This is a genomic window from Streptomyces showdoensis (assembly GCF_039535475.1).
Taxonomy (GTDB): Bacteria; Actinomycetota; Actinomycetes; order Streptomycetales; family Streptomycetaceae; genus Streptomyces; species Streptomyces showdoensis.
On record NZ_BAAAXG010000026.1, the window covers coordinates 1154095 to 1180283 of the forward strand.

The 26189-nt window shown below is 73.5% G+C and carries 25 protein-coding genes; 14 read left to right on the plus strand and 11 right to left on the minus strand.

Translation table 11 applies throughout. The features are described 5' to 3' along the window. Nucleotides 1-215: 215 nt before the first annotated feature. Nucleotides 216-2261: a HelD family protein gene (locus tag ABD981_RS17955; RefSeq protein WP_046906534.1), complete on the plus strand. Its 2046-nt coding sequence runs from the start codon at nt 216-218 to the stop codon at nt 2259-2261. 46 nt (nt 2262-2307) lie between these two features. Here the strand turns inward: ABD981_RS17955 and ABD981_RS17960 are convergent, their stop codons facing one another. From ABD981_RS17960 to ABD981_RS17975, 4 genes are all read right to left on the minus strand, one after another. Beyond that, nucleotides 2308-3189: a hypothetical protein gene (locus ABD981_RS17960; RefSeq protein ID WP_046906533.1), complete on the minus strand. Its 882-nt coding sequence runs from the start codon at nt 3187-3189 to the stop codon at nt 2308-2310. A gap of 90 nt (nt 3190-3279) precedes the next feature. After that, nucleotides 3280-4179, minus strand: a complete 900-nt coding sequence (locus tag ABD981_RS17965; protein ID WP_046906532.1) for an aminoglycoside phosphotransferase family protein — start codon at nt 4177-4179, stop codon at nt 3280-3282. An 869-nt stretch (nt 4180-5048) separates the two neighbouring features. Further along, nucleotides 5049-5747, minus strand: a complete 699-nt coding sequence (locus tag ABD981_RS17970; RefSeq protein ID WP_046906531.1) for a copper homeostasis protein CutC — start codon at nt 5745-5747, stop codon at nt 5049-5051. Between the two features lie 54 nt (nt 5748-5801). Further along, nucleotides 5802-6797, minus strand: coding sequence for a hypothetical protein (locus ABD981_RS17975; protein ID WP_046906530.1), 996 nt, complete (start codon nt 6795-6797; stop codon nt 5802-5804). A 210-nt stretch (nt 6798-7007) separates the two neighbouring features. Here ABD981_RS17975 and ABD981_RS17980 point away from each other — a divergent pair, with 210 nt between their 5' ends. The 3 genes from ABD981_RS17980 (at nt 7008) to ABD981_RS17990 (ending at nt 9973) form a co-directional block, all read left to right on the plus strand. Further along, nucleotides 7008-7298 carry a heavy-metal-associated domain-containing protein gene (locus tag ABD981_RS17980; RefSeq protein WP_046906529.1) on the plus strand — a complete coding sequence of 97 codons (291 nt, stop codon included), beginning with the start codon at nt 7008-7010 and terminating at the stop codon, nt 7296-7298. A 91-nt stretch (nt 7299-7389) separates the two neighbouring features. Further along, the gene (locus tag ABD981_RS17985) at nt 7390-9660 is read left to right on the plus strand and encodes a heavy metal translocating P-type ATPase (RefSeq protein WP_046906528.1); all 2271 of its coding nucleotides are present in this window, start codon (nt 7390-7392) and stop codon (nt 9658-9660) included. A 31-nt stretch (nt 9661-9691) separates the two neighbouring features. Beyond that, a complete protein-coding gene (locus ABD981_RS17990) occupies nt 9692-9973 on the plus strand; it encodes a metal-sensitive transcriptional regulator (protein WP_046906527.1) in 282 nt (93 codons plus the stop codon). Between the two features lie 32 nt (nt 9974-10005). Here the strand turns inward: ABD981_RS17990 and ABD981_RS17995 are convergent, their stop codons facing one another. Then, the gene (locus ABD981_RS17995) at nt 10006-10161 is read right to left on the minus strand and encodes a hypothetical protein (RefSeq protein WP_165590910.1); all 156 of its coding nucleotides are present in this window, start codon (nt 10159-10161) and stop codon (nt 10006-10008) included. Nucleotides 10162-10244: 83 nt separating this feature from the next. Between ABD981_RS17995 and ABD981_RS18000 the strand changes: the two genes are divergently transcribed. The 7 genes from ABD981_RS18000 (at nt 10245) to ABD981_RS18030 (ending at nt 16055) form a co-directional block, all read left to right on the plus strand. Further along, entirely contained in the window at nt 10245-10619 is a 375-nt protein-coding gene (locus ABD981_RS18000) for a BlaI/MecI/CopY family transcriptional regulator (RefSeq protein ID WP_046906644.1), read from the plus strand. After that, on the plus strand, nt 10616-11527 hold the full coding sequence (locus tag ABD981_RS18005) for a M56 family metallopeptidase (protein WP_046906526.1): 912 nt from the start codon (nt 10616-10618) through the stop codon (nt 11525-11527). Before ABD981_RS18000 ends, ABD981_RS18005 begins: the two co-directional genes overlap by 4 nt. Before the next feature lie 308 nt (nt 11528-11835). After that, the gene (locus tag ABD981_RS18010; RefSeq protein WP_240495132.1) at nt 11836-12111 is read left to right on the plus strand and encodes a GNAT family N-acetyltransferase; all 276 of its coding nucleotides are present in this window, start codon (nt 11836-11838) and stop codon (nt 12109-12111) included. 211 nt (nt 12112-12322) lie between these two features. Further along, nucleotides 12323-13255 (plus strand): SAM-dependent methyltransferase, encoded by a 933-nt coding sequence (locus tag ABD981_RS18015; RefSeq protein WP_123954291.1) that lies wholly within the window; start codon nt 12323-12325, stop codon nt 13253-13255. Between the two features lie 108 nt (nt 13256-13363). Then, a complete protein-coding gene (locus tag ABD981_RS18020) occupies nt 13364-13804 on the plus strand; it encodes a Fur family transcriptional regulator (RefSeq protein ID WP_046906524.1) in 441 nt (146 codons plus the stop codon). Between the two features lie 97 nt (nt 13805-13901). Next, on the plus strand, nt 13902-14936 hold the full coding sequence (locus ABD981_RS18025) for a helix-turn-helix domain-containing protein (RefSeq protein WP_046906523.1): 1035 nt from the start codon (nt 13902-13904) through the stop codon (nt 14934-14936). Between the two features lie 114 nt (nt 14937-15050). Further along, nucleotides 15051-16055 (plus strand): helix-turn-helix transcriptional regulator, encoded by a 1005-nt coding sequence (locus ABD981_RS18030; protein WP_240495131.1) that lies wholly within the window; start codon nt 15051-15053, stop codon nt 16053-16055. A gap of 89 nt (nt 16056-16144) precedes the next feature. Here ABD981_RS18030 and ABD981_RS18035 read toward each other — a convergent pair whose 3' ends face one another. From ABD981_RS18035 to asnB, 6 genes are all read right to left on the minus strand, one after another. Further along, nucleotides 16145-16342, minus strand: coding sequence for a hypothetical protein (locus tag ABD981_RS18035; protein WP_046906521.1), 198 nt, complete (start codon nt 16340-16342; stop codon nt 16145-16147). A gap of 217 nt (nt 16343-16559) precedes the next feature. Continuing rightward, nucleotides 16560-17858 carry a D-inositol-3-phosphate glycosyltransferase gene (gene mshA / locus ABD981_RS18040; protein WP_123954308.1) on the minus strand — a complete coding sequence of 433 codons (1299 nt, stop codon included), beginning with the start codon at nt 17856-17858 and terminating at the stop codon, nt 16560-16562. Between the two features lie 200 nt (nt 17859-18058). Next, a complete protein-coding gene (locus ABD981_RS18045) occupies nt 18059-19624 on the minus strand; it encodes a class I tRNA ligase family protein (RefSeq protein WP_046906520.1) in 1566 nt (521 codons plus the stop codon). A gap of 46 nt (nt 19625-19670) precedes the next feature. Next, nucleotides 19671-20417 (minus strand): SDR family oxidoreductase, encoded by a 747-nt coding sequence (locus tag ABD981_RS18050; protein ID WP_046906519.1) that lies wholly within the window; start codon nt 20415-20417, stop codon nt 19671-19673. 146 nt (nt 20418-20563) lie between these two features. Further along, nucleotides 20564-21463, minus strand: a complete 900-nt coding sequence (locus ABD981_RS18055) for a 2-methylaconitate cis-trans isomerase PrpF family protein (protein ID WP_123954289.1) — start codon at nt 21461-21463, stop codon at nt 20564-20566. After that, entirely contained in the window at nt 21453-23258 is a 1806-nt protein-coding gene (gene asnB / locus ABD981_RS18060) for an asparagine synthase (glutamine-hydrolyzing) (RefSeq protein WP_046906518.1), read from the minus strand. Before asnB ends, ABD981_RS18055 begins: the two co-directional genes overlap by 11 nt. A 156-nt stretch (nt 23259-23414) precedes the next feature. On the opposite strand from asnB, the gene ABD981_RS18065 reads away from it, so the two are divergent. The 3 genes from ABD981_RS18065 to ABD981_RS18075 all read left to right on the plus strand — a co-directional run bounded on the left by ABD981_RS18065 (nt 23415) and on the right by ABD981_RS18075 (nt 26006). Next, nucleotides 23415-24158, plus strand: coding sequence for a PIG-L deacetylase family protein (locus ABD981_RS18065; protein WP_046906517.1), 744 nt, complete (start codon nt 23415-23417; stop codon nt 24156-24158). A gap of 94 nt (nt 24159-24252) precedes the next feature. Next, on the plus strand, nt 24253-24960 hold the full coding sequence (locus ABD981_RS18070) for a HEAT repeat domain-containing protein (protein WP_123954288.1): 708 nt from the start codon (nt 24253-24255) through the stop codon (nt 24958-24960). Nucleotides 24961-24962: 2 nt separating this feature from the next. Then, nucleotides 24963-26006, plus strand: coding sequence for a HEAT repeat domain-containing protein (locus tag ABD981_RS18075; RefSeq protein WP_205628122.1), 1044 nt, complete (start codon nt 24963-24965; stop codon nt 26004-26006). Nucleotides 26007-26189 lie beyond the last annotated feature (183 nt).

Here is a 26189-nt window from a genome sequence, read left to right on the forward strand (position 1 = left end):
ACATTCGGAACACATCGGCCCTGGGGTGGAACCGGGATCCCCCGCGAGTCGGACCCCGCCCCCTACGGGTAGGAGCCCGGTCAATCCATTCGCACCGAAGCACCACGGCGGCGTACACTCGCCAGCTTCCCCGCCTCCCTCCAGGAGCGCCGCCGTCCGGTCGGAAACCGGCGGCCACCTCGACGTGTCCGCGTACCCGACCCGGAGGCTCCACCGTGTCCGTAACGTCCGCCACCGACCCCCTCGACGACCCGCTCGCCCGCGAGCGCGCCCACCTCGCCGCCTCCCGCGCCGCCCTGCGCGCGATGCGCGAGGACGTCGAGTCGCTCGACATCAAGGACGTCACCGCGAACTGGGTCAACGCCGTCATCCTGACCCGGCAGATCGAGGACCGGATCAAGGCCCTCGCCGACCTCGCCGACACCCCGCTCTTCTTCGGCCGCCTCGACTACCTGCACACCACGCAGGAGGGGCAGCGCTTCTACATCGGCCGCCGCCACGTCCACGACGCCGCCGGCGACCCGATGGTGATCGACTGGCGCGCGCCGGTCTCCCAGCCGTACTACCAGGCCTCCAAGAAGAACCCGCAGGACGTCGGGCTGCGCCGGCGCTTCGGGTACACGGGCGGCGAGCTCACCGCGTACGAGGACGAGCACCTGTCCGACCCGGCCGAGCTGGAGCACACCAGCCGCCTGCTCCAGGCGGAGATCGAGCGCCCGCGCGTCGGCCCGATGCGGGACATCGTCGCGACCATCCAGCCCGAGCAGGACGAGATCGTCCGCTCCGACCTGTCCGGCACGGTCTGCGTGCAGGGCGGCCCCGGCACCGGAAAGACCGCCGTCGGCCTGCACCGCGTCGCCTACCTGCTGTACGCCCACCGGGAGCGGCTCGCCCGCACCGGCACCCTGGTCATCGGGCCGAACCGGTCCTTCCTCCACTACATCGAGCAGGTGCTGCCCGCGCTCGGCGAGCTGGAGGTGCAGCAGGCCACCGTCGACGACCTCGTCGCCCACGTCGAGGTGCGCGGCACGGACGAGGCGGCCACCGCCGTCGTGAAGGGCGACGCCCGGATGGCGGAGGTGCTGCGCCGGGCGGTCCGCTCGCACGTCGCCCTCCCCACCGAGCCGCTGATGGTGGTCCGCGGCTCCCGGCGCTGGCGGGTGCCCGCGTACGAACTGGAGGAGATGGTCCGGGAGCTGCTCGACCGGGACATCCGGTACGGGGCGGCCCGCGAGGCCCTGCCGCAGCGCATCGCGCACGCGGTCCTGGTGCGCATGGAGGAGGCCGGCGAGGCCCCCGACGACCGGGTGCAGAACGCCGTCGCCCGCAACGCCGCGGTCAAGGCGGTCGTGAAGGAGTGCTGGCCGGCGGTCGACCCGGCGAAGCTGGTGCTGCGCCTGCTGAGCGACCCGGAGTTCCTGGCGGCGCACGCCGAGGGCGTCCTGAGCGAGGACGAGCAGAAACTGCTCCTGTGGGCGAAGCCCGCCCGGAGCGTGAAGTCGGCGAAGTGGTCGGCGGCGGACGCGGTCCTCGTCGACGAGACGAAGGACCTGGTGGAGCGGACCCACTCGCTGGGCCACGTGGTCCTCGACGAGGCGCAGGACCTCTCCCCCATGCAGTACCGGGCGGTCGGCCGCCGCTGCACGACCGGTTCGGCGACGGTCCTCGGCGACCTGGCTCAGGGCACCACCCCGTGGGCCACCGAGAGCTGGGCGCAGGCCCTGGAGCACCTGGGCAAGCCGGAGGCCCACGTGGAGGAGCTGACGGCCGGCTTCCGCGTGCCGCGCGAGGTCATCGCGTACGCCTCCCGGCTCCTCCCCCACATGTCGCCGGGGCTCGCCCCGGTCGAGTCCGTACGGGAGAACCCGGGCTCGCTGGAGCTCCGGCGGGTCGCCGGGCCGGAGGAGCTGGACGCGGCCGTGATCGCGGCGTGCGTCGCGTCGCTCGCCCACGAGGGCTCGATCGGCCTGATCGCGGCGGACGCCCGCATCGCCCCCCTGGCCGGGGCCCTGGAGGCCGCAGGCCTGGCCCACCTCTCCCCCGGCGAGGAGACCACGGCCGACTCCCGCCTGACCCTGGTCCCGGCCTCGCTCGCGAAGGGCCTGGAGTACGACTACGTGGTCCTCGACGAGCCGGCCGCCGTGGTGGACGGCGAACCGGACGAGCGCACGGGCCTGCGGCGCCTGTACGTGGCGCTGACGCGTGCGGTGTCGGGGCTGACGGTGGTCCACGCGGCGGACATGCCGGGGCAGCTGGGGTAGGCGGCCCGGCACCCGGTGGAGGCGGGGCGGCCCTCCGCCCCGCCGGTCAGCCCAGTACCGCGGTGTTGGCGAGCACCGCCCACCCGAAGAGGGCGGTCGAGCCCAGTCCGGCCAGCCCCAGGACGAGGCTGCGGACCGCGAAACCGAAGGTCGGCGGCAGGCCCATCCGGTGCGGCCGCTCGGGGTCGTAGAGGACCTCGGCCTCGTCGAGGGGCACGGCCCCGAGGCCGGCCGAGACCGCGGACGGCACCCGCTCGAACTCCTCGCCCTCGACGGTCGTGTACGAGACGAGGGGGAAGACCCAGACCGAGGATCCCTTGGCCCAGATCCTCACGCGGCCCGTGACCCGGCCGACGACGCCCACGCCCCGCGCGCGCAGCACCGCCACGGTGCGGAACCTCCGGCCGACCCGCCACAGCGTCACCCCGCCGAGGATGCCGAGGCCGCCGCCGACCACGAGGGACGCGGCGGCCGGGCCCGGGCGAAGGGGTCCGGTCGCGCCGACGGCCCACAGGACCGCCGCGTAGACCAGCAGCAGGAAGAAGACCAGGACCGCGCGCAGCCCCGACTCCCCCGTACCGGCGCCGCCCGCGCCCGCCGGGTCCGGTGCCCGCCGGACGGTCACCAGGGGATGCCCGTCGGCGGCGGTCCCGACCCCCGCGCAGGCGGTACGGAGGTGGCCGGCGAAGGCGTCGGCGGCCCGGGCGTTCGGCCCGGACAGCGTCACGGACCGGCCCAGGCCGTGCCGGGCCCGGGCGGCGGCGGCCGGATCACCGGAGAGGGCGACCGTCACCTCGGAGTCCGCCGTCCGCTCGACCGAGGCGATCGCCCGGACCGGCACCGTCCAGGTCGTACCGCCCCGCACGATCAGGAGCCGCGCTCCGTCGCACCGCGCCCGCGTCCCCTTCCCCGACAGCACCGTCTCCACGGCAGCCTCCCCCGCTCCCCGTCCCGCATCCCGCGCGAATCCCGCGCGATCATCCCGAATCCCGCGCGATCATAGGGCGGGCCGCGGGGGCTACGCGTACTCCGGCAGCGCCTGCGTCCACGCCCGTCGCGCGACGGCGGCGAGCACGGGGTTGGTGACGCGGTAGTACTCCTCCGTCACCACGCCCCAGCACAGCGCCCACCCCCGCCCGCGCGCCCAGGTCGCGTCGTCGACCTCGGCGGCCTCGCGGAACAGCGGCCGGGTCTCCGGGGTGAAGAGCGTCCAGGCGGCCATCATGTCGCAGGCCGGGTCGCCGACCCCGAGCCCGCCGAAGTCGATGACGGCGCTGAGGCGGCCGTCGCGGGTGAGGAGGTTGCCGGGCAGCAGGTCGCCGTGGACCCACACGGGCGCGCCGTCCCACTGCGGGAGCCGCAGCACGGCCTCCCAGGCCGCCGAGACCTCGTCGGCGTCGAGCGTGCCGTCGGCCCCGAGCGTGCGGATGGCGGGCTCCATCGCGCCCTCCTCCCACCCGGTGACCGGCCCGCCCCGGGAGGAAGCGGGCCCACCGGTGGCGTCGACACCGCGCAGGGCGACCCCGAACCGCCCCAACTCGACCGCGGCGCCCGCGAGATCACGGACCGGGGCCCGGAAGGCGTCCTCCCCGTCGATCCACGCGTACACGCCCCACCGCTCCCCGAACCCCTCCCCGGGCACCCCCTCCCCGACGGGCACCGGCACGGGCAGCGGCAGGTGCGCGGCGATCCGCGGCAGCCACCGCTGCTCCTTCTCGGCGTGCCCCACCGCCCACGCGGCCTTGGGCAGCCGCACGACGAGCGCGTCCCCGAGCCGGAACATCGCGTTGTCGGTCCCGGCGGAATCCACCTGCCGCACGGGCAGACCGGCCCACTGCGGGAACTGGGCGGCGACGAGCCGCCGGACGAGGTCGGCGTCGGGAGTCACGGGGCTCGGCGAGGCGGGTAGCGTCGACATAGCCGCGAGGCTAGCTGCCCCCGGCCCCCACCCGCGCCCCAATTCCCTCTCCCGGAAGCTCAGATATTGATCAAGTAACTGACGCATCCGGCGGGCAAACGGCCAAGAAGGGAACATTAATGGTATGGCGCGCTTCTTCAAGTCTCCGGTCACAAACCGAGCTCGTATCATGCCCGGCACGTACTACTCACTGGGCCGGGGGCGAAGTGCCAACTCTGTGGACAAGTCGGGTCGGGCAAGGAAGGTACGTTCTACTCGTACTAGCCTCGTAGTCTTCGCCGTTCTGTCGGCACTCACCTCCTGCGCTGCCCCCGGAGTAGACCAGGTCAGCCAAGGAGACGCCCTGACCGGGCCGGGAGACAGTGCAATCGTAGGAAGCGAGCACGCGAAGATCGGGCAGTACTGGTGGTTCGCCCTCCCCATGGTCCAGAACCAATCCGATTCTCCTGTCAAGTTGACCGGTGTTCAGGTGCTCGACCCGCCCAAGGGCCTTCAGGTCATCGGGTACACGGCGTTCAGCAGCGCGGAGACCCGGGGTGTGGTGCTCATCTCTCCGGATGGGGATCCGGCATTCCCGACGTCCACTTACAAAGGACTACTCGAAGCTGCCAATCGAGATAGCCCCCGGGGACGACAACTTCATCTACTACGTGGTGAAGACCAAGGTCACCGGAGCGGTATCCGGTGAGGCATCCAGTTGCCGCTTCAGCTACGTCCAGGGAAGTGGCAGGTTCACGCAGGATCTTCCTTGCCGGTTCACACTCTCTCTGGAGAAGTAGAGCGCGACACCGAGCAGTTCCGAAGCCCCGGAGGACGCCCTCCGGGGCTTCGGGGCGTCCGGCACCGCAGAGACGCCCGCTCTGGCACGGCTACGCGTCCAGCGCCTCGCGCCAGGTGCGTACCGCGTCCGCCGACACCGGGGCCGCCCAGCCGGACGGGCGGGCCGCGCCGCCGATGTGGAAGGCGGTGAGGCCGGCCGCGCGGAGGGTCGGGAGGTGGTCGAGGCGGAGGCCGCCGCCGACCAGGATCTGGGGCTCGTAACCCGGCTCGCCCGCGCGGGCGGCCTCGGCCTTCAGGGTGCCGAGGCCGTCGTCGACGCCGGTGGCCGCGCCCGCGGTCAGGTAGGTGTCGAGGCCCGGGAGGTCCGCGAGCTGCTTGCGCAGGGCGTCGCGGTCGGCGGCCCGGTCGATCGCCCGGTGGAAGGTCCAGCGGCAGCCGTCCAGGACCGCGATCAGGCGCTCGACGGCGACCAGGTCGGGGTCGCCCGACGGGGTGAGGAAGCCCAGGACGAACTCGTCGGCTCCGGCCGCGCGCAGCTCGGCGGCGCGGCCGGCCAGGGCGTCCAGCTGCCCGGGGTCGCCCGCCGAGAAGCCGTCCGTCAGCCGGAGCATCACGCGCAGCGGGATGTCCACGGCGGCGCGGATCGCCGCGAAGCCGGTCGTGGACGGGGTGAGCCCGTCCGCCGCCATGTCGGTGACCAGCTCGAGGCGGTCCGCCCCACCGGCCTGGGCAGCGACCGCGTCCTCCTCGTCGAGGGCGATCACCTCCAGCACTGCACGGTTGCTCATTGAGCCCATTCCTCCAGTGATCACACGGCTTACAGGTCTAGTCCAATGACCAGACTAGCCGTGGGAATGGCCTCCCGCATCGTGCGAGGCGGACTCGGTCGGCGTCTGCGCGGCGGCGACCGGCGTCCCCGTCGCTCCCGCGCGGACCGTGAAGGCCGCCGTGCGGACCTTGCCCTCGTGCTGGAAGTCCAGGAACAGGCGGTACGTGCCCGAGCTCGGGGCCGTGGCCGTGAAGGACACGTCGGGGCCGGGGCCGCCCTCGTTCGGGTGGACGTGCAGGTAGGCCAGGTCGCCGTCGCGGAGGGCGACCAGGTGGCCGTACGCCCCCAGGTAGGGCTCCAGGTCGGTGACGGGCCTGCCGGCCTTGGTGACCGTGAGGCGCAGCTCGCCCGCCTTGCCCGGGTCGAGCGTCCCGGCGAGCCGGACCTGGTAGCCGTCGACGGCCGCCGTCGGCGCGACCGGGGGCATCGGCCGCGGGGCGTAGGCGCCGGGCACGGAGAGGTCGGCGCCGAGCGTGATGCCCTTCGCGCCCTTGACCGCGGGCTTGAAGTCGGCGAAGGCCTTGTAGCCGCCGGCGGCCGGCAGGTCCGCCTGGACCGTCCAGGTGCCGTCGGCGCCCTTCACCGGGTGCAGGTGGCGGAAGACGGTCAGGTCGCGCGAGGCGACGATGAAGTGCAGCTCCTTGCCGTGCTCCGTGGTGAACGCGGTGACCTTCCGGCCGTTCGCGTCCTTGATCGCGAACTTCAGGGTGCTCCGGCCCGCGGCCGGCGTCGGGGTCTCCAGGGTCAGGCTGTAGCCGCCCTCCGAGATCTGCAGGCCGCCGGCCGCGGGGGCGCTCGCACCCCCGGTGTCCGCGCCTGTGGCGTCCGCGCCGTGGCCCGCGTGCCCGTCGCCCCCGGCCTCCGGCTCCGCGGGGGCGGCGGCGTGCCCTCCGTGCCCCTTCTCGACGGTCCCGCCGACCGGGCCGACGCCCTTGCCCACCCCGTACGCGGTCCCGAAGGTCGCGGCGAGCGCGGCGGCAAAGGCGGTGATCTTCACTCCGGTGTTCATGGCTGCTCTCCCGTACGTGCATGGGCGGCGTGGGCTCCGGCGAACCCGCAGAAACGCGTGAGCCTCACCTTCATTGCACTTCACCATACCCCTGGGGGGTATCAAGTCAAGTCAGGCCGGCGCTTGCGCCAGATACCCAAGGGGGGTATACATGGAGGCAGATCGATACCCCCCGAGGGTATCTGAGTCCGCAGAACACTGGAGGAAGACATGGGTTCCTGCTGCACCCCTGACGGCAGCTGCTCGACCAACACCGTCGAGGTCACGACGGCCACCGCCGTCGCCGACACCACCGCCACCGTCTACGCCGTCTCCGGCATGACCTGCGGCCACTGCAAGACCGCCATCACCAACTCCGTCTCCGCGCTCGACGGCGTCATCACCGTGGACGTCGACATCGCGGGCGGCCGGGTGACCGTCACCACCGGCGGCGAGCCCGACGACGCCGCGATCGCCGCCGCGGTCGACGACGCGGGCTACGAGCTGACCGGCCGCGCCTGACCGGCGCCGCCCGCGCCGACACCGGCCGCCGGGGCTCGCCCACCACGCCCGGGCCCCGGCCCCCGAACTCGCTACACCGAGGAGCAGTTTCATGACAACGACCACTCCGGGCACCGCCCAGGTCGAGCTCGCCATCGGCGGCATGACCTGCGCCTCGTGCGCGGCCCGTATCGAGAAGAAGCTCAACCGCATGGACGGGGTCGAGGCCACCGTCAACTACGCGACCGAGAAGGCGAAGGTCACCTTCGACGCCGACATCGACGTCGCCGCCCTGATCGCCACCGTCGAGGCCACCGGCTACAGCGCCAAGGAGCCCGAGCCCGAGCGCCCGGCCGCCTCCGGCGGCGGCCCCGAGGGCCCCACGGACGACGAGATCGCCGACGCCGAGCTCCGCCCGCTCAAGCAGCGCCTGATCACCGCCGTCGCCCTCGCCGTGCCCACCATCGCGATGGCGATGGTCCCGGCGCTCCAGATCGAGTACTGGCAGTGGCTGAGCCTCACGCTCACCGCGCCGGTCGTCGTCTACGCCGCCTGGCCCTTCCACAAGGCCGCCTGGACCAACGCCAAGCACGGCGCCGCGACCATGGACACGCTGATCTCGGTCGGCACCATCGCCGCGTTCCTGTGGTCCCTGTGGGCGCTGTTCTTCGGCACCGCCGGCACCCCGGGCATGACCCACGCCTTCGAGTTCACCATCGCCCGCACCGACGGCGCCGGGAACATCTACCTGGAGGCCGCGGCCGGCGTCACCGCCTTCATCCTGGCCGGGCGCTACTTCGAGGCCCGCTCGAAGCGCAAGGCCGGCGCCGCGCTCAAGGCGCTGATGCAGCTGGGCGCGAAGGAGGTGACGGTCCTCAAGAACGGGCAGGAGGTCACCGTACCGACCGCCGAACTCCAGGTCGGCGACCGCTTCCTGGTCCGCCCCGGCGAGAAGATCGCCACCGACGGCACCGTCGTCGAGGGCTCCTCCGCCGTCGACGCCTCCATGCTCACCGGCGAGTCCGTGCCGGTCGAGGTCTCGGTCGGCGACTCCGTCACCGGCGCCACCCTCAACGCCGGCGGCCGCCTGGTCGTCGAGGCCACCCGGGTCGGCTCCGACACCCAGCTGGCCCGCATGGCCAAGCTGGTCGAGGACGCCCAGAACGGCAAGGCCGCCGCCCAGCGCCTGGCCGACAAGATCTCCGCCGTCTTCGTGCCGATCGTCATCGCGCTCGCCCTCGGCACCCTCGGCTTCTGGCTCGGCACCGGACAGGGCCTCACCGCCGCGTTCACCGCCGCCGTCGCCGTGCTGATCATCGCCTGCCCCTGCGCCCTCGGCCTGGCCACCCCGACCGCCCTCATGGTCGGCACCGGCCGCGGCGCCCAGCTCGGCATCCTGATCAAGGGCCCCGAGGTCCTGGAGACCACCCGCAAGGTCGACACCATCGTCCTGGACAAGACCGGCACCGTCACCACCGGCCGGATGACCCTCATCAAGGTCCACACCGCCGCCGGCACCGACGAGACCGACGTGCTGCGCCTCGCGGGCGCCCTGGAGCACTCCTCCGAGCACCCGATCGCCCAGGCCGTCGCCACCGGCGCCGCCGCCCGCGTCGGCACCCTGCCCACCCCCGAGGACTTCGCCAACATCCCCGGACTCGGCGTCCAGGGCGTCGTCGACGGCCACGCGGTCCTGGTCGGCCGCGAGAAGCTGCTCGAAGAGTGGGCGATGGAGCTCACCCCGTCCCTCAAGGCCGCCAAGGACGCGGCCGAGAAGGCCGGCAAGACCGCCATCGCGGTCGCCTGGGACGGCGAGGCCCGCGCGGTCCTGGAGGTCGCCGACGCGGTCAAGGAGACCAGCGCCGAGGCCATCCGCCGGCTCAAGGCCCTGGGCCTGACCCCGATCCTGCTCACCGGCGACAACAAGGCGGTCGCCGAGGCCGTCGCCGCCGAGGTCGGCATCGGCGAGGTGATCGCCGAGGTCATGCCGCAGGACAAGGTCGACGTCGTCAAGCGCCTCCAGGCCGAGGGCCGTTCGGTCGCCATGGTCGGCGACGGCGTCAACGACGCCGCCGCGCTCGCCCAGGCCGACCTCGGCCTCGCGATGGGCACCGGCACCGACGCCGCCATCGAGGCCGGCGACCTGACCCTGGTACGGGGCGACCTGCGGGCGGCGGCGGACGCGATCCGGCTCTCCCGCAAGACCCTCGGCACCATCCGCTCGAACCTCTTCTGGGCCTTCGCCTACAACGTGGCCGCCCTGCCGCTCGCCGCGGCCGGACTGCTCAACCCGATGATCGCCGGAGCGGCGATGGCCTTCTCCTCGGTCTTCGTGGTCGGCAACAGCCTGCGCCTGCGTGGTTTCCAAGCCGCCGACAAGTAGCCGTCGGCCGTGATGTGACGAGGAGGCCGCCGTGGCCGGTTACGGACAGCACAAGGAAGACATCATCAGACGCCTGAGGCGCATCGAGGGCCAGGTCCGGGGGGTGCAGCGGATGGTGGACGAGGACGTCTACTGCATCGACGTCCTCACCCAGGTCTCCGCCATCAACGCGGCGCTCCAGTCCTGCGCGGTGGCCCTCCTGGACGAGCACCTCAGCTGCTGCGTCACGGAGGCCATCGAGGCCGGCGGGGATCAGGCCAAAGTGAAGGTGGGCGAGGCCTCGAAGGCGATCGCCCGCCTGATCCGGACCTGACGCAGTCGGCGTCGCGAGAAGTAAAGAGAGAGTCAACCGCCCTTGTGCGAAGGGCAGCCAGCGGACAGCCGGACGCTCAGCCGAAGACACAGGCCGAGCACCTGACGCAGGAGCACCAGCTCCGCCGAACCGGGGACTTCGAGGCCGCAGACCTTCGCGCAGGGGCGGTTCCGTATCGGAGTAGTCATCCCGCCACTGTACCCCTGGGGGGTATACCTGTGCGGGTGAGGCGGCCCGTACGATGAGCCGCCCGTGACGGGAGGGGATGCACGTGCGCCGGCTGGGAGAGCTGGAGGCCGAGATCATGGACCGGCTGTGGGCCTGGCAGCGGCCCGCGACGGTCCGCGAGATCGTCGAGGACATCAACCTGGGACGCCGGGTCGCCTACACCACGGTGATGACGGTCGCCGACATACTCCACCGCAAGGGCTGGCTGCGCCGCGAGAAATCGGGCCGGGCCTGGCTGTACGAGCCCGTCCGCAGCCGCGAGGAGTACACCGCGGGCCTCATGCAGGACGCGCTCGGCGACAGCCAGGACCGGCCCGCCGCGCTGCTGCGCTTCGTGGAGACCATCTCGGACGAGGACATGGCCGCCCTCGACGCGGCGCTGCGCACCGCCCGGCGGGCCCACGGCGAGGACCGATGAACCACCACACCCTCCCCCCGCTCGGCCTCGCCCTCTGTACGGGCTTCCTGGTGCCCTGGCTGCTGGTGCGGGCCCGCTGGGCCCAGCAGGTCCCCCGGCTCGCGCTCGCCGTGTGGGCCGCGAGCGGGGCGTTCTTCGCCGGCAGCGTGGCCCTGCTCGCCGCCCAGCTGCTCCTGCCCAGCCGGACCGGACACCGGCTGAGCGACGCCCTCTTCGCCCTCCGGCTCCCGCCCGCCGAACGCCTGCTCCACCTCGACGGACGCGAGTACGTGGCCGCCGCGATCGCCCTCGGCCTGGTCGCCGGCCCGCTCGCCGGATTCGCCCGCGCCCTGCTGCGGGCCCGCCGGCTGCGGCGGCGGCACGCGGAGACGCTGCGGCTGGTGGGACGGTACGACCCCGAGCTGCGGGCGACCGTCCTGGAACACGAACACCCCGCCGTCTACTGCCTGCCCGGCCGCTCGCGCCGGGTGGTGGTCTCCTCGGGCGCCCTACGCACCCTGACGCCCCCTCAGCTCGACGCCGCCCTCGCGCACGAGCGGGCGCACATCTCCGGGCGGCACCACATCCTGGTCGCGGCCACCGAGTCCTTCGCCACCGCCTTCCCGCACCTGCCGCTCGCCCGGCACGGCGCCACGGCGGTGCCCCTGCTGCTCGAAATGGCCGCCGACGACCGGGCGTTGCGCCGCTGCTCGCGCGACGCGCTGGCCACCGCGCTGTACGCGCTGGCCTCCGGAAAGGCACCGCGCGAGGCGTTCGCCGCGGGCGGCCCCTCGGCGGCGCTGCGCATGCGTCGCATCCTCACCCCGCACAGCGCCGGACACCCGGTGCTGCGCGGGCTGCTCACGATCGCGACGGCCGGACTCGCCACGGCGCCTCTGATCATCGCCTGCTGCTCGTTCCCCAATTAAATACTAAGTGAATTCGTAGATTTCACATCGGTCACGGCCGTCTGAATTCCCCGCTATTGTGGGTATGTTGGCGTTCAGCTCGGCACGTCGAAGGGTACGAACCAATGCAGCTGGGTGACGTGCGGGCGGCGGGTGCCGCGGACGCGACGACCATATCCAGGCTGCTGGCTGAGTCCATTCGGGGCAGCTATACGGAAATACTCGGAGAAATGCCGACCGGGCGCCTTGTCGCCACACAATGCGCACTTCCCCGTATCCGTGCGGAAATTGAAATTCCCGGCGGTGCGCCCGGCTGGCTCGGCTGGCTGGTGGCGACCGGAGCGGACGGCTCGGTGATCGGCGTCGCGGCGGGCGGAGTCCCGCTGCCGGGCGAGGGGGAGATCTACGCCCTCGCCGTCGTCCCCGGCGCGCGCCGCCGCGGGGTGGGCCGGGCGCTCCTCACGGCGGCCGGCGAACGGATGCTCTGCTTCGGCGCCACCGAGCAGCGGGTCACGCTGCCGAGCGAGCGGGACCCCTCGCTCCCCTTCTTCGAGCGCCTCGGCTTCAGGCCGCTGGGCCCGACCCGTCTGAACCGCGCGCTCTGACGGCGCCCCGGGTCCGCCCGTACACCTGACCCCTCCTCACCTCCCGCTCGCCCACGCATTCGTGGCAGACACACGCCATCGCGTGTTCACGCCCCCGGATCCGCTGGAATCGGCCCTCCGTCCCCGGCCAGGATGGAGCTCAGCGGCGCGGCCCCGGCGGCACGGGAGCCCCGCCCGGACGGCATGGACCGAGCGAGCCCCTGGAGGAGCGATGCACACACCGAGCGGCACTTCCCTGCCCGCCGTGCCCGCAGCGCTCGCGCCGGTCCTGCCGTCCCGATACGGCCTCCCCGGCACCCGGGCCGGGACGCTCGACGCGCTCGGCCCCCTCGAACCGCCCGCCCCCGGCGCGGGCATCCGGCTCAAGTCCGACACCCTTCCCGGACTCGAATCGGTCTCCCCCGGCGACGAGGACTCGGTCTGGCTCTACGACGCGCTCCTCGGCCCGCACAGCGCCGACATCGTCCGGTACCTCAGCCTCGCCCGCTCCACCGGCGGCCCCGTCCTCGATCTCGGCTCCGGCGCCGGACGGCTCGCCGTCCCCTTCGCCCGGCACGGCTTCGCCGTGGAGGCCGTGGACCGGGACGGCCCCGCCCTGGAACGCCTCGAGTCCTGGGCCCGGCGGATCGGCCCGCAGGTCGCCGAGCTCGTCGTGACCACCCGGGCCGACCTCACCGAGCTGCGGCTCGACGGCGACTACCGGCTGGCCCTGCTGGCCGGCGCGATGGTCTCCGCCGTGCCGCCCCGCGCACGGCCCCGGCTGCTGCGCGAGATCGCCTCGCACCTGGGGGCGGGCGGAGCGCTCGCGCTCGACTACACCGCGCACCAGGTGCCGGGGCTGATCGCGGAGCCGCAGCGGACCTGGGCCTTCCAGGTCCCGCGCTTCGACGGGATCGACGAGTGGGTGGTGGCCCGCCAGGTCTTCGACCTGCGCTCGATGAGCGAGCGGATCACCTACTACTCGGCGCGGACCGGCAAGCTCTCCACCGAGCGGGTGGTGCTGACCACCGACAAGTGGATCGTGGACGGCGCGCACCTGGCGGCCGAGCTGCACTCGGCAGGTCTGCACATCGAGGGCCGGCGGCGGCACCGGATCGACGAGCGGACCGAGAGCGTCCTGCTGGTCTGCCGGCCCGACGACTGACCGGGGCCCGCCCCGGGTACCGCCCGGGGCCGACCCACTGACGACAAGGATGGCCAAGAGGTACGATGCCCACAAAGGTTTGGGCCGACCAGGTGGCGGGCGGAGAAGATGGCAGTCGTGGAAGAGCTGACGGGCCGCGAGGCGGTGATCCAGCGCCTGCGCGACGTCGGCCTGCGGGTCACCGGACCGCGCCTGGAGGTGCTCACCGTGCTCGCCGCCGGCGGCCATCTCGACGTCGAGGCGATCACCGCGACCGCCCGTGAGCGGCTCGGCACCCTGACCAGCCAGGCCGTGTACGAGATGCTGCGGCACTTCCAGGAGACCGGCCTGGTCAGCAAGTTCGACCGGCCCGGCCTCCCGGCCGTCTTCGAGGTGTCCGGCCCGCCGCACCAGCACGCCCTGTGCGTCGAGTGCGGCCGGGTGGAGAACGTGACCGCGACCGCCCCCGCCCCGCCGCGCGGCAGCCTGCCGCAGTGGCGGGTGAGCGATGCCGAGGTGGTCTTCAAGGGCCTTTGCCCCGACTGCCACGAAGAGCACCCTTCGCGCTGAAAGCGCTTGAACACCGTGCGTCGCGTTCGAATCTGTGGCAGGGTCGAGCGGGGCGTTTCAACGGGATCCGCGCGATCCGAGGGGAGTCTGCTGCGCCGTGTCCAAAAACGCCGCCGGTGCGCGTGCGGGAAGCGAACAGGCCCTCACCCTCTACCAGGCGCTTCGCGCCACCCCGGCCGACTCCTTCGAGGTCGTCGCCGCCCGCCTGGAACTGTCCGGGACCGAGCGTGAGCGCTGCCGCGACGAGCTGATCGCCCTCGGCCTGCTCGACCACGGGCACATCACCCCCGAGCGCCCCGCCCCCGTCGTCGTCGCCCCCGACGTCGCCCTGCTCCACCTGCTCCAGCACGAGCGGGACCGGCTGGAGAACCGGCTGGCCGAGACCAGCCGCGCCCACACCACCCTGGAGACCCTCGCAGGACCGTTCCTCCGGGCCGGCCTCGAACCCGGCTCCGAGGTCGAGGTGGAGATCGTCGACGACCCCGCCCAGGTCCACCGCGAACTGGCCGACCTGACGGAATCCGTCCGGGACTCGGTCTACTCGATGCTGACCGGAGCGGTGCGGCGCGAGGAGATGGCGCTGGAGCTGGAGTGGGACCGCCGCCGGGTGGCGCGCGGGGTGCGGGTGCACGCCATGTACAGCCAACGGGTCGGTGCCGTACCGGAGATGGTGCAGCACCTCGCGGCGCGCACCGCGCTCGGCGTCGAGGTCCGGCTCTCCCCCGTCGTCCCCATGAACATGGTCCTCGCCGACGACAACTTCGCGCTGCTGCCCACCGATCCGCACGATCCCGAATCGGCCGCCATCCTGGCCCGCGGCCCGGGCCTGGTCCGCTCCTACCGGGCGCTGTACGGGTACTGCTGGCACGCCGCCACCCCGTACGGCCACGAGGAGCCGGCCGAGCACGGCGGCGACGGGCTGAACGAGCAGCAGCGGGCCGCGCTGCGGATGCTCGCCTCCGGGATCAAGGACGAGCAGGTCGCCCGCAACCTCGGCGTCTCGCTGCGCACGGTGAGCCGGCTGATCTCCGAGGTGATGCAGGAGCTGGACGCCGCCAGCCGCTTCGAGGCGGGCGTGAAGGCCGCCCGGATGGGACTCCTGGACGGCGAGACGCACGGGCGCGGCGCGTAGCCTGAACGGTCCGGACGATCGATTCGCGACGCTGACGAGAGCACGACAGGGGGGTGGTTCGCCATGGTCACGACGGGCGGCGGCACAGGGGGCCGGCCGGCGACCGGTCGTTTGGTGACCCTCTATCAGGAGCTCCGCCGGCGGGGGGCGTCGAGCTTCACCGAGACCGCGGGCGCGTTAGGCATCGCCCCCGAGGAGTTCGAGCGATGTCGGGCCGAACTGATCGCCCTGGGGCTGATCGTGCCCACCGGCACCACCCACGCCACCGTCGCCGACGTGCGCAACGCCGAGTGGCGGCCGGACGCCGACACCGTGGCCTCGGTGGCCCCGGAGATCGCGCTGCTGCGCCTGCTGGACCGGGAGCGGGCCCGGCTGAGGGAGCACCTGGCCGAGGCGGACCGGGCGTTCAGCACCCTGGAGACCCTGGCCGGCACGTTCCTGCGGGCGAGCGCGCTGGCGGGCTCCGAGGTCGAGGTGGAGGCGCTGACGGACTACCGCAGGATCCAGCAGACGCTGGAGGACATCACCGACGTCATCCAGGAGAGTTCGGCCTCCATGCACCCGGGCGGCCCGAGCCGCCAGGCGCAGGCCAGGACCCTGGACCGCGACCGCCGCCAGCTGGACAACGGGGTGCGGGTCCGCGCCATCTACTCACGCGCCCACGCCGACCTGCCGGACGTCGCCGAACTGCTGCGGATGCGCATCGAGATGGGCGTGGAGATCAAGGTGGCCCGGCAGGTGCCGATGAACATGGTGATCGCCGACCAGCAGTACGCGCTGCTGCCGATCCGCCCCGAGGACGGGCGCGAGGGCGCCATCCTGGCCCGCGGCTCGGCCCTCGTCCGCTCCTACCTGGGCCTCTACGAGCACTGCTGGCACACGGCCGCCCCCTACGGCGACGAGACCTCCGTCGAGCGCGGGGGCGACGGCCTCTCGGAGCAGCAGCGGGCCGCCCTGGAGATGCTGGCGACCGGCATGAAGGACGAGAAGATCGCCCGGAACCTCGGGGTATCGCTGCGCACGGTGAGCCGCATGCTCTCGGAACTCATGCAGGAATTGGGGGCGTCGAGCCGCTTCGAGGCGGGCGTCCGCGCGGTTCGCCTGGGCTGGCTGGACTGACCCGTTCGACGGAAAGGAAAGGCCCCGCAATCGTGGCAGGTCGATTGCGGGGCCTTTTCGCTGCCGAATTCAGGGGAGGCAGCCGGGATTCAGTTGGTGGGGGTGGGCGTGGGGGTGGGGTCGACGAAGGGCCACTCGTTGGTGACGCCGGCGTTCTGCTGCTGGGCAGCTCCGCTGTCGTCGGCGGCGGCCAGGCTCGCACCGCCGGCGACGGCGAGACACGCGACCAGCGCGAGGGCGAACTGGCGGACCGTCTTGCGCACACCGGCGTTCTGCTGAGCGGACATGATTCCTCCAGGAGTTGGAATGTGAATTCCGCCTTCTGGGGGCCCGTGCCGCCGGGCGCTCCCTGAAGACATCTCTATTCTGTTCCGCCTCCGGAAGCGAATCCATAGATGGTCGATGCGTGCACCCGCCATGGCGTGAGTGCGTCAATGTGCCGCCCGAGCAACGGAATTGGGGGATCCGGAGCTCCTCTAACCTTTGGTCGAACCAAAAGAGATGCTAGACTTGAGCTACGGCCTTCTCGTTCCTCCAGGAGAGAGGGGCCGTCGGGGCAGGGGCGTGCCGCCGCCCTTGCCCCACCCGGTCCGCCCGGCCCAGCGCGGCCGCCCGGGCGTCCTCGTAGACGTCGATCGTCCGCGCGGCGGAGGTGCGCCAGCTCATCCCCTGCGCGTGCCGGACCGCCGCCTCCCCCATCGACACCCGCGCCTGCGGGTGCGTCGCGAGCCAGCGCAGCCGCCGGGCGTACTCCACCGGGTCGTGCCCCCGGACCAGCATCCCCGACACCCCGTCCCACACCGCCGTCGGCAGCCCGCCCACCGCCGCGGCGAGCACCGGCGTCCCGCAGGCCTGCGCCTCCAGCGCCACCAGCCCGAAGGACTCGCTGCGCGAGGGCACCACGAGCACGTCCGCCGCCCGGTACCACTCGGCGAGCCGATCCTGCGGTACGGGAGGACAGGCCTGGAGCACGTCCGCGACCCCCAGCTCGGCCGCCAGCCGCCCCATCGAGCCCTCCCGGCCCGCCCCCGAGTGCCCGCCCACCACCGGGACCAGCAGCCGCGGGCGCAGCTCCGGCGCCATCCGCAGCAGCTCCGCGACCGCCCGCACCAGGACGTCGGGCCCCTTCAGCGGCTGGATGCGCCCCGCGTACAGCGGGATGAAGGCGTCGGCCGGCAGCCCGAGCCGGGCCCGGGCCGCCGCCCGCCCGGCCCCCGGCCCGAAGGTGCGCAGGTCCACGCCCGGCCGCACCACCTCGGTGCGCGGCGCCGCCGCCCCGTACAGGGAGCGCAGCGCCTCCGCCTCGTCGGCGGTGTTGGCGATCAGCCGGTCGGCGTCCCCCACCACCTGGCGCTCGCCGCGGATCCGCAGCTCGGGCTCGGGGGTGTCGCCCTCGGCGAGGTGGGCGTTCTTGACCAGGGCCAGGGTGTGCGCGGTGTGCACCAGCGGTATGCCCCAGCCGAACGAGGCGATCCGCCCCGCCTGCCCGGACAGCCAGTAGTGCGAGTGGACCAGGTCGTAGCGGCGCTTCTGCTTGAGCAGGGCCAGCGAGAAGGGGACGACCAGGTCCGGCATGGCCTCCTTGGGCAGCGGCCGGCGCGGTCCCGCGTGCAGGTGGCGGACCCGGACGCCGGGCGCGAGGTCCTCGATGCCGGGCCGGCCCTCGCCGCGGCAGCGGGTGAACAGGTCCACCTCCACGCCCTGTTCGGCGAGGGCCCGGGAGAGTTCGACCATGTAGACGTTCATGCCGCCGGCGTCCCCGGTTCCGGGCTGGTGGAGCGGGGAGGTGTGGACGCTGAGCATGGCGACGCGCAGGGACACGTGGGGCTCCTGTGGGGAGGGCCACGTGGTCCCTGCGCGTCGCGCGCACGGTCACGCGGCGGGGATGGGGACTGCGTTGCTCGTGTTTCTCTCTTGGCGCTGTGCGGTGGCACCGGCTCGCCGATGCACTGAATTACTTAGCTGATTAGTAGTAGAGGGCGGGGAAATCCGGCGCGAGTTCGTCAGAACCCGTAGACCGGACCGGAGGGCGGCGCGAGCCGCGTCCCCGGCAGCGGGGCGATCAGCGCCGACCAGTCGACCGGGCGGCCCGGCGCCACCTGGAGCGCCGACGCCAGCCGGTCCGCGCCCTCGGGCATCACCGGCCGGGACCACGCCGACAGCGCCGAGGCCACCGCCAACTGGGCGGCGAGCGAGGGCAGGTGGCGGCAGGAGTTGCTGGGCCGGCAGCGCTCGTGCGCGTTGACGTAGCCGAAGTCGGCGACCGAGCGGACCATCTCGTCGAGCACCGCCACCGCGCGGCGCGGGTCGAAGGCGTCGGGACCGTAGGCCTCGCGCAGGTCGTCCACGCCCCGGTGCAGCCGCCGCTCCAGGATCTCCCAGCCGGTGCCGCCGGGCATCGCCTGCGGGGCGAGCCCGTCGCACTCCTCGCGGACGGACGCGAACAGCCGGGCCAGCCAGCTGTTCCAGTTCTCGTCGAGCTCCATGCGGGCGGCGGCGAGCCGGTCCCGCTGGAAGACGGTCCGGCGGCCGGTCGGGCGGGCCTGCAGGACATGGCGGCGCAGGGTGTCGGAGCCGTACTCGGTGAGCAGGTCCAGCGCCCACACGTTCCCCTCGCGGACGCCCTCCTCCACCACGTACGACTCGTTGACGTTGAACTCCTGCGGCAGCTTCACGTCCTGCGCGAGCAGCAGCACCGGCAGCAGCACCGCGTGGCAGAAGGCGTGCCCGAAGCCGCAGAAGTGGATGGTGCGGCGGGGCAGCGGGCCCTTGGTGTCGTAGCCGAACAGGTGCATCGCGGCGGCCTCGAAGCAGCCGTCGATGCGGTGGTCCGGGAAGCCCTCCACCGGCACCGGCAGGCCCCAGTCGGCGGGGTGGCCGACCGCGATGTCCGGCAGCCCGTCCTCCACCAGCGACTCGCACAGCGCCGCGAGCCGCGGCGGCAGGCCGGCCGCCGCCCAGTAGTCGGCGAGGGTCTCGCGGAACGGCTCCAGGGGCACGTAGAGCCGCCGGCAGCGCTTGGCGAGCGCCGGGGTGTCGCACAGCGAGCAGCGCGGCGAGATGAGGTCCCCGCCGTCGTTGGGGCGCGCGCACTCGTGGCACATGCCGCCGTCGCTGGTGGCCCCGCAGTGCGGGCAGCTGCCGGTGACGTGCGCCCCGTACAGCCAGCGCTCGCAGGGCTCGCAGTACGGCAGCAGGCGGGTGCGCGGGGCGATGACGCCCTGCGCGTACAGGCGGCTGAAGAGCTCCTGCACCCAGCGCGCGTAGCCGCGGTCCTTGCGGGGCCGGACGATGTGGTCGAACTCGACACCGGAGCGCAGCCAGTCCGCGGTGATCGCCGCGCGGTAGCCCTCGGCGACCTCCTCGGGCTTGCGGTTGTGCCGCAGCGCTCTGACCTCCACCGAGCTGGCGTGGTCGGCGGTACCGGTGGTGAACCGCACCGGTTCGCCCTCGGCCCGCAGGTAGCGGGTGAGGACGTCGGCCGCGACGTACGGACCGGCGAGGTGTCCGATGTGCAGTTCGCCATGGGTGGCCGGAGGGGTCGCGGTGATCCAGACAGGGGTGCTCATGGGACCTCCTTGACGCTGTGCTGCGGTGAGCTCGGGGGAGCCCGGGTCAGCGGGGTTCGAAGTGGAAGGAACGGATGAAGCAGTCACGGGGCTGCTCGACGGCGTACACGATGCATTCGAAGAGCGCCTGCGTGGTCAGCTTCTCGTCGGGCGCTATTCCGTCCGGATTCAGGCCGTTCCATTCGGCGAATCGCGGGTCGGAGGTCGAGAAGTCCGGCGGGTAGAGCGAGAACACCCGGACGCCGGAGGGCCGCAGCCGCCGGGAGAGGATGTCGGCGAATCCCGCCTGCGCGCTCTTCGCCGTCCAGAACGCCTCGTGCGCGGCGCCCGCGGTCGCGGCCGAGGCGCCCTCGGCGTCCCGCACGGCGACCATGTTGACGATGTCGGGGCGCAGCGAGCCGCGCAGCAGCGGCAGGAAGTGCTTCACCATCAGGACGGTGCCGCCGGCCGTCGACTCGATCGTCTCGACGATCTCGTCGTCGCTGGCCGCCTCCAGGTCCATGCCGTCCAGCCAGCGGGCCCCGTTGTTCACCAGCAGGTCGACCCGGTCGGTGCGCTCGCCGACGCGGGCGGCGAACTCCCGGATCTCGGCCGGGCGGCTCAGGTCGCAGCCGAAGGCGTGGATGCGGTCGCGGGCCGAGCCCATGACCTCGGCGCGGGTGCGCTCGGCGGCCTCGACGGTGCGGGCCGACACGTAGACCTCGGCGCCGAGATGGGCGAATCCGACGGCGAGCGCGCGGCCGAAATAGCGGGACGCCCCGGTCACGACGACACGCAGATTCTCGAATTTCATGTGTGTCTGCTCTCCCCACGGATACGCCACGGATACGCACGGACCACGGCACGGATACGGCTCCGCCATGGCGTGCCACCGATTGCCGGTCGTATTTCAGCGTGACAGAGGTTCGCGGGTGACCGCCCGTCCCCAGGGGTGCGCATTCACGCCGTTGCGTGGATACGCCAGGGGAGTTCGAGCCGGTCCAGGACCCGGGCCCGCTTGTGGTGCACGGTGACCCGGTCGGGCCCGGTGGAGACGGTGACGACCCCGCCGGGCGTCCTGACCGTACGGCCCGGGCCGCCGGGCACGACGGTCCCGTCGAGCGCGCCGGCGGCGGCGAGGGCGGCGGCGCCGGTGAGCGCCAGGCGCGGATGCCAGCCGCCGACGGTGAGGGCCCGCACGAAGAGCCCTTCGGGGGTCGGGCGGAAGGCGGCGATCTTGGGCAGCGGCGCGTGCGGGGCGTACCCGAGCAGACGGGCCGCCTCGCCCCGCAGCCGCTCCAGCCCCTCCTCCGTCCCCCCGTCCGCCAGGTGGCGGGCGTCGACGAAGACGTACGGGTTCCCGTACCGCACGAGGGAGACGGGCACGCCGAGCAGGGTGTCGACGGGGCGGCCGGTGGGGAGGGTGCCGGGGGCGGTGGGGGGCCGCAGGAAGTGCAGCGCGTGCCGTTCGCCGTCGCCGTCCTCCCGCTCGACGCGCACGGTGTCCCCGGTCGTCACGGCCCGCACGGTGACGTCGTCCGGCCGGCCCTCGGCGACCACGCAGGCGAGCAGCGAATGCCCGCACCCGGTGCGGAAGTCGAACCGGCCGTCCGGGAGGGCCTGCACGAACCGGTAGTCGAGCCCGCCCCGGCGTCCGGCCGAAGGCCCGTACAGCGCGATCTTGTTGAGCTCCGCGTACGGGGTGCCCGCGAGCGCCCGGCGCACTCCCGCCAGCTCGTCGCCGAGCGCGAGGGCGCCCGGGGGGAGCTGGTCGAGCCGGACGACGAGGGTGGGCCCGGGGGCGTCCTCGGCCCGGACGACGGTGACGCGGACGGGCGGCTCCGGGACGTCAGGCCGCACAGCCGGCCGGGATTCGCATGCCCTGGACGACCTCCGTCCACAGCTCGTGCACGGCCAGCCCCCAAAGCGCCATCGCCGCGTGCTGGTTGGGCCGTTGCAGATGCCGCGCGAGCAGCTTCTGGACGCGGTCGGCGCGGACCTTGCCGCCGAGGACCAGGCGGGCCGGGGACAGGAGTTCGCGGACGGTGTCGAGGAGCGGCCCGCCGGGGGCGAGCATGGCGGCGACGGGCAGCGTGAACGGCTGCTTGGGCCGGTTGAGGACCGCCGCGGGCAGCAGCTCCGCCCCCGCCTCGTACAGCGCGGGCTTCCCGTGCCGCGCGGCGGCCGGCAGGGAGCGGGCGTGCGTCACGACCCCGGGCTGGCAGAACGGCATGCGCGCCTCCACCGCCCACGCCATCGACAGGTGGTCGACCCGCCGCAGGTGGTACGCGGGCAGCCGCCACCGCGTCTCGAAGGCGCTGAGCGCGGTCACCCGGTCGCCCCCGGCCGCGTCGGCCGAGCGCAGCTCCTGCTCGATGCGGTCGGCGGCCGAGCCGTGGTCGGCGATGAAGGCGGCGTACGAGGAGGTGTACAGGTGCTCCCGCAGCAGCCGCGGCGCGGCCGAGAGCGCGTCGGCGTAGGCGCCGGCCCAGTCGATGCCGGCCGGCGCGGTGAGCGCGGCCCGCATCCGGTCGTACCCGCCGAAGAGCTCGTCGGCGCCGTCCCCGGTGAGCGCCACGGTGAAGCCGTTCTCGCGCACGGCCCGGAACAGCGCGTACGTGGAGAGCGCGATCGGGTCGGCGTTGGGCTGCCCGAGGTGGCGGACGGTGCGGGTGAGCAGCGAGGGGATCTCGTCGGGATCGACGACGACCTCGTGGTGCACGGTCCGGGCCCGCCGGGCGACGGAACGGGCGTACGCGGCCTCGGAGTCGGGCCACTTGCCCCGGTAGGCGAGGTGGAAGGTGTGCAGCGGCGGCGCGTCCGTCTCGCGCGCGTGCTCGGCGGCGAGCGCGGTGACCAGCCCCGAGTCGAGCCCGCCGCTGGTGACCGCGCAGACGGGCACGTCCGCGGTGGCGAGCCGGCGCACCTCGTGCCGCAGCACGTCCTGGGTGTCGCCGAGCGGCCGCGCCGCGTGCGGGGCACGGCGGCGCACGACGGGCGCGCAGCCGGGCCGGACGAGTGCGGTGGCCCCGGGCGGCAGCACGTCGATGCCGTCGAGGGCGGTGCGCGCGGAGAAGGAGGTGCGGGTGGCGAGGACGGTGTCGAGGGCGTCCTCGCGCGGGGCGATCCGCACGCCCTCGAAGGCGAGCAGGGCGGGGATCTCGGAGGCGAAGCGGGTGGAGCCGTCGGTCGGGTCGTGGTGCAGGTGGATCGGCTTCATGCCCATGTCGTCGACGGCGAGCACGAGTTGGGCGCGGGCGGGGCGCAGGTCGAGGATCGCGACGGCGAACATGCCGTCGAGGTGTTCGGCGAAGGCGGGCCCGTACTCGGCGTACAGCGCGGGCAGCAGGGTGCCGTCGCAGCGGTCGGGGAAGCGGTGGCCGCGCGCGGCCAGCCGGCGGCGCAGCTCGGTGTGGTTGTAGATCTCGCCGTTGAGCACGGCGAGGATGCCGGGCAGGTGGGGCAGCCGGTAGGGCTGCCGCCCGCCGCAGGGGTCGGTGACGGCGAGCCGGTCGCAGCCGAGCGACCAGCCGGGGCCGCTGAGCACGTGGTGCTCGTCGGGGCCGCCGTGCCGCTGCCGGGCCGAGACCGCCGCGAGCTCGGCGGGGTCGGGACGCGCCGCACCCGCGGCGATGGTGCCGAGGATCCTGCACATTGCCGGTCGCCTCCGGATCTCTCTACCAGTCTCTATCCACGTGGAACACCCAATGATTTGAATCTACCAAGCTTTTGAATGGCGCGTAAGTGCCATGTCCAGTTCACGCCACGGCTTGGCCTTGCGACGTCCCCGCCGCACCAAGAGGCTGGCCCCATGGAGGACTTCGCGACGACCGACCCGACCGTCCGCAGCGCACCGGAATCACTGCTGGTGGTGGCGGCGCACCCGGACGACATCGAGTTCTGCGTCAGCGGCACCGTCATGCAGTGGATCGAACGCGGCACCCGCGTCACCTACTGCATCGTCACCGACGGCGGCGCGGGCGGTTACGACGAGGCGCTCCCCCGCCAGGCCATGGCGGACCTGCGCCGCGCGGAGCAGGTCCACTCCGCGAAACTCAGCGGCGTCGCCGACGTCCGCTTCCTCGGCTACCCCGACAGCTTCGTCGAGGCCTCCGTCGACCTGCGCCGCGACCTGTGCCGGGTCATCCGCGAGGTGCGCCCGCAGCGCGCCATCATCCCGTCCCCCGAGATCAACTGGGCCCGCGTGGCCGACCTCCACCCCGACCACCGCGCCGTCGGCGACGCCTGTCTGCGCGCGATATACCCCGAGGCCCGCAACCCCTTCGCCCACCCGCAGCTCCTCAAGCAGGAGGGCCTGGAGCCGTGGACGGTCCACGAGCTGTGGCTGATGACGGGGCCGACCCCGAACCAGTACGTCGACGTCACCCCCGTCTTCGACCGCAAGGTCGAGGCCCTGCGCATCCACACCTCCCAGACCGCCCACTTCGACGACCTGGCCGGGCTGCTGCGCGACTGGCTCAGCGAGCACGCGACGGCGGGCGGGCTGCCGGCGGGGCGGATGGCGGAGGCGTTCCAGATCGTGCACATCGACTGACCGGCGGGCACGCGAGCGGGGAAGCGGGCGGGCGACTCGCTTGACCTTGACACGGTGACAAGCCCTTCACTGTGGCCGAGGAGGTGGTCCCCCGATGACCCAGCCCACGCCCACGCCCGCATCCACACCCGCATCCGCGCCCACACCCGTATCCGCGCCCGCGTCCGCCCTCCGCGCCCTCGCGCACGCCGACCCGTCGGTCCGGCTCCGCGCGGCCCTCGCGGTCGGCTCGGACCCGGCGCCGGCCTCCGTCGGCACCCTGGTCGAGCGGTGCGCGGTCGAGCCCGACTTCTCCGTGCGCGAGATGCTGACCTGGGCGCTCACCCGCCACGCCCCCGCCGCGACGGTCCCGCCGCTGGTCGACGAGGTCCGCTCGGAGCACGCGCAGGCCCGCAGCCAGGCCCTGCACACCCTCTCCAAGATCGGCGACCGCACGGCCTGGCCGGCGATCACCCCGGCCCTGCTCGCCGACCCCGACGACGAGGTGGCCCGCAGCGCGTGGCGCGCGGCCGTCGTGCTCGTACCGGAAGGTGAGGAGGGCGCGCTCGCCGTAGGGTTGACGACGCAGCTCGGGCGCGGACCGCACGAGACGCGACTGAGCCTCAGCCGGGCGCTGATCGCGCTCGGGGAGGTCATGCTGCCGGCCCTGGGCGCGGCGACGGCCCACCCCGACCCGGGGGTACGGGCCCACGCGCTCGCCACGGAGCAGCTGTGGCGGGACCCGGAGGCCGGGTTCGCGTCCGCGGTCGAGCAGGCGAAGCGGATCGTGGCCCTCGGCGGGGACGGCCGGGAAGGACGGTAGCGGTGCTGATCGGCGAGGTCGCTCGACGGTCCGGGGTCAGCGCCCGGATGCTCCGGCACTACGAGTCGCTCGGCCTGGTCCGCCCGACCGGACGCAGCGGCTCGGGCTACCGCGAGTACTCCGACGCGAACATCCGGCGCGTCTTCCACATCGAGAGCCTGCGCTCGCTCGGGCTCTCGCTGCGCGACGTCGGGCGCGCGCTCGACGACCCCGGCTTCGCGCCCGCGGAGCTCGTCGACGACCTCGTACGCCGGACCCGGGAGCGCATCGCGGCGGAGACCGAACTGCTCACCCGGCTGCGGCGGATCGGCGCCGCGGAACCCGCCGGGTGGGAGGAGGTCCTGCGGATCACCGCGCTCCTCCAGGGCCTGGGGTCGCCGAGCCCGGAGACCCGGCAGCGCGCGGCCCTGGAGTCGGCGCCGCCGGGCCCCGCGACCCCGTCCGCCGAGCACCCTTCCGCGCCCCCGCCCGTACCCGTGGAGGCCCTCGTCGAGGCCGTCCTGGGCGAGCCCGACCCGATCGTCGCGGGGGCCCTCCGCTGGGCCCTCGCGCAGACGGGCGCGACGGCGGCCCCCCTGCTCGCGCGGGGCCTGGACTCCGCCGACCCCGAGGTACGGGTCCGGGCGGTCCGTTCCCTCGCCGAGCTCCCGGACGCCGGGGCGACCGCCCTCCTGCGGGAGGCCCACGCCCACCCCGACCCGGCGGTGCGCGGGTACGCGGCCCTCGCGCTCGGGGTACGGGGAGTGGCGGAGGCGGTCCCGACGCTCGTCGGGATGGTCGTCGAGGAGCGCAACGACGCGGACGCCGCGGACGCGCTGGGCGCGCTGGCGGCCGACCCGGCCCGCGCCGAGGCGATCACCACGGCCCTCGTCGACCGCCTCACCCGCACCACGACCACCCCGCCCACCCGCCGGCGCCTCACCCAGGCCCTGGCCGACATCCCGGGCCCGGCGGCGACCCGTGCCCTCGCGGAACTGTCGCGGGACCCGGACCGGGCGGTCGCGCTGACGGCCACGTACGTCCTGGGGCTGCGCGCGGGCCGGTAGGGCGGTCCCCCACCTCCGGCAGAGCGTTCACGCACCACCCATTGCAACGAACCGGGCGGCGAACATTGCGTTCCCCCGTCACTCGTTGCAACGATTTAGACCCTCCGACCTGCTCATACACTTCCACTACGCAACATTCATGTTGCGCCCCTCCCGAACGCAACGTAGCGTTTCTCAAGTCAG

Excerpts from the sequence above, each read along its gene's own strand:
- ABD981_RS17965 (WP_046906532.1), bottom strand. The coding sequence starts at position 4,179 with ATGTCGACGCTACCCGCCTCGCCGAGCCCCGTGACTCCCGACGCCGAC.
- ABD981_RS17970 (WP_046906531.1), bottom strand. The coding sequence starts at position 5,747 with ATGAGCAACCGTGCAGTGCTGGAGGTGATCGCCCTCGACGAGGAGGAC.
- ABD981_RS17975 (WP_046906530.1), bottom strand. The coding sequence starts at position 6,797 with ATGAACACCGGAGTGAAGATCACCGCCTTTGCCGCCGCGCTCGCCGCG.
- ABD981_RS17980 (WP_046906529.1), top strand. The coding sequence starts at position 7,008 with ATGGGTTCCTGCTGCACCCCTGACGGCAGCTGCTCGACCAACACCGTC.
- ABD981_RS17985 (WP_046906528.1), top strand. The coding sequence starts at position 7,390 with ATGACAACGACCACTCCGGGCACCGCCCAGGTCGAGCTCGCCATCGGC.
- ABD981_RS17995 (WP_165590910.1), bottom strand. The coding sequence starts at position 10,161 with ATGACTACTCCGATACGGAACCGCCCCTGCGCGAAGGTCTGCGGCCTC.
- ABD981_RS18005 (WP_046906526.1), top strand. The coding sequence starts at position 10,616 with ATGAACCACCACACCCTCCCCCCGCTCGGCCTCGCCCTCTGTACGGGC.
- ABD981_RS18015 (WP_123954291.1), top strand. The coding sequence starts at position 12,323 with ATGCACACACCGAGCGGCACTTCCCTGCCCGCCGTGCCCGCAGCGCTC.
- ABD981_RS18020 (WP_046906524.1), top strand. The coding sequence starts at position 13,364 with ATGGCAGTCGTGGAAGAGCTGACGGGCCGCGAGGCGGTGATCCAGCGC.
- ABD981_RS18035 (WP_046906521.1), bottom strand. The coding sequence starts at position 16,342 with ATGTCCGCTCAGCAGAACGCCGGTGTGCGCAAGACGGTCCGCCAGTTC.
- mshA (WP_123954308.1), bottom strand. The coding sequence starts at position 17,858 with ATGCTCAGCGTCCACACCTCCCCGCTCCACCAGCCCGGAACCGGGGAC.
- ABD981_RS18045 (WP_046906520.1), bottom strand. The coding sequence starts at position 19,624 with ATGAGCACCCCTGTCTGGATCACCGCGACCCCTCCGGCCACCCATGGC.
- ABD981_RS18050 (WP_046906519.1), bottom strand. The coding sequence starts at position 20,417 with ATGAAATTCGAGAATCTGCGTGTCGTCGTGACCGGGGCGTCCCGCTAT.
- asnB (WP_046906518.1), bottom strand. The coding sequence starts at position 23,258 with ATGTGCAGGATCCTCGGCACCATCGCCGCGGGTGCGGCGCGTCCCGAC.
- ABD981_RS18065 (WP_046906517.1), top strand. The coding sequence starts at position 23,415 with ATGGAGGACTTCGCGACGACCGACCCGACCGTCCGCAGCGCACCGGAA.
- ABD981_RS18070 (WP_123954288.1), top strand. The coding sequence starts at position 24,253 with ATGACCCAGCCCACGCCCACGCCCGCATCCACACCCGCATCCGCGCCC.